Source organism: Nocardia sp. NPDC059228, assembly GCF_042754245.1.
GTDB lineage: Bacteria > Actinomycetota > Actinomycetes > Mycobacteriales > Mycobacteriaceae > Nocardia.
Map to the genome: position 1 here is coordinate 1 of NZ_JBHZAL010000152.1, position 1,156 is coordinate 1,156.

At 65.7% G+C, this 1,156-nt stretch carries 1 protein-coding gene and 1 pseudogene; both read right to left on the bottom strand.

Annotated features, from left to right (window positions below):
* Window positions 1-980, bottom strand: a 980-nt coding sequence (gene mraY / locus ACFXKA_RS43100; protein WP_379431929.1) for a phospho-N-acetylmuramoyl-pentapeptide-transferase, incomplete at its 3' end; no start/stop codon positions are given.
* A pseudogene (locus ACFXKA_RS43105) lies at window positions 977-1,156 on the bottom strand (UDP-N-acetylmuramoyl-tripeptide--D-alanyl-D-alanine ligase); the annotation flags it as partial. The pseudogene ACFXKA_RS43105 and the gene mraY, both read right to left, overlap by 4 nt.

The window sequence follows — 1,156 nt, forward strand, 5'->3', positions numbered from 1 at the left end:
GTCTCGGCCCAGCCCCTGAGCTCGAAGTGGTGCTGCAGCGGCGCCATCCGGAACACGCGTTTGCCGGTGAGCCGGAAGGAGGTGATCTGGATCATCACCGACATGGTGATGATGACGAAGAGACCGCCGATGAGCAGGAGCAGCAGCTGCGTGCGGGTGGTGATGGCCAGGCCGACGATGAGGCCGCCCAGGGCGAGCGAACCGGTGTCGCCCATGAAGATCTTGGCGGGTGAGGTGTTCCACCACAGGAAGCCGAAGCAGGAGCCCATGAGGGCGGAGGCGACGACGGCGAGGTCGAGCGGATCTCGTACCTCGAAACATGCCTCGGGGTTGGTGAGGGTCAGCGCGTTGGCGCAGGACTCCTGGAACTGCCAGAGGCCGATGAACGTGTAGGCGCCGAAGACCATCACCGAGGCGCCGGTGGCCAGGCCGTCCAGACCGTCCGTCAGATTCACGCCGTTGGACATCGCGAGAATCATGAACAGCGCCCAGACCACGAACAGCACCGGTCCGATGGACCAGCCGAAGTCCGTCACGAACGACAGCTTGGTGGAGGCGGGGGTGTTGCCGCGGATGTCGGCGAACTGGAGCGAGAGCACCGCGAAGGCGATACCGACGATCAGCTGTCCGGCCATCTTCGCCTTGGCCCGCAGACCCAGCGAACGCTGCTTGACGATCTTGATGTAGTCGTCCAGGAAGCCGACCAGGCCCATCCCCGCCATCAGGAAGAGGACGAGCACACCGGAGAACGTCGGGTCCTCGCCGGTGATCACCTTCGCCAGGGCGTAGGCGATCAGCGTGGCCAGGATGAAGGCGATCCCCCCCATGGTGGGGGTGCCCTTCTTGCTGCCGTGGCTGCGCGGGCCGTCGTCCCTGATGAACTGGCCGTAACCCTTGCGGGCCAGCAGCTTGATCAGCAACGGGGTGCCGATCAGGGTCAGGAAGAGCCCGATGGCTCCCGCGAAGAGGATCTGCCTCATCGGCCGGAGACCTCGCCCTCGACTGCGTTCTCGAGCAGTGCCTGGGCGACCCGCTCCAGTCCGGCCGACCTCGAAGCCTTCACCAGCACGACGTCTCCCGAACGCAGTTCACTGCGCAACAGATCGACCGCCGCCTGCGCGTCGGACACGTGCACCGGCTCATCACCCCACGAACC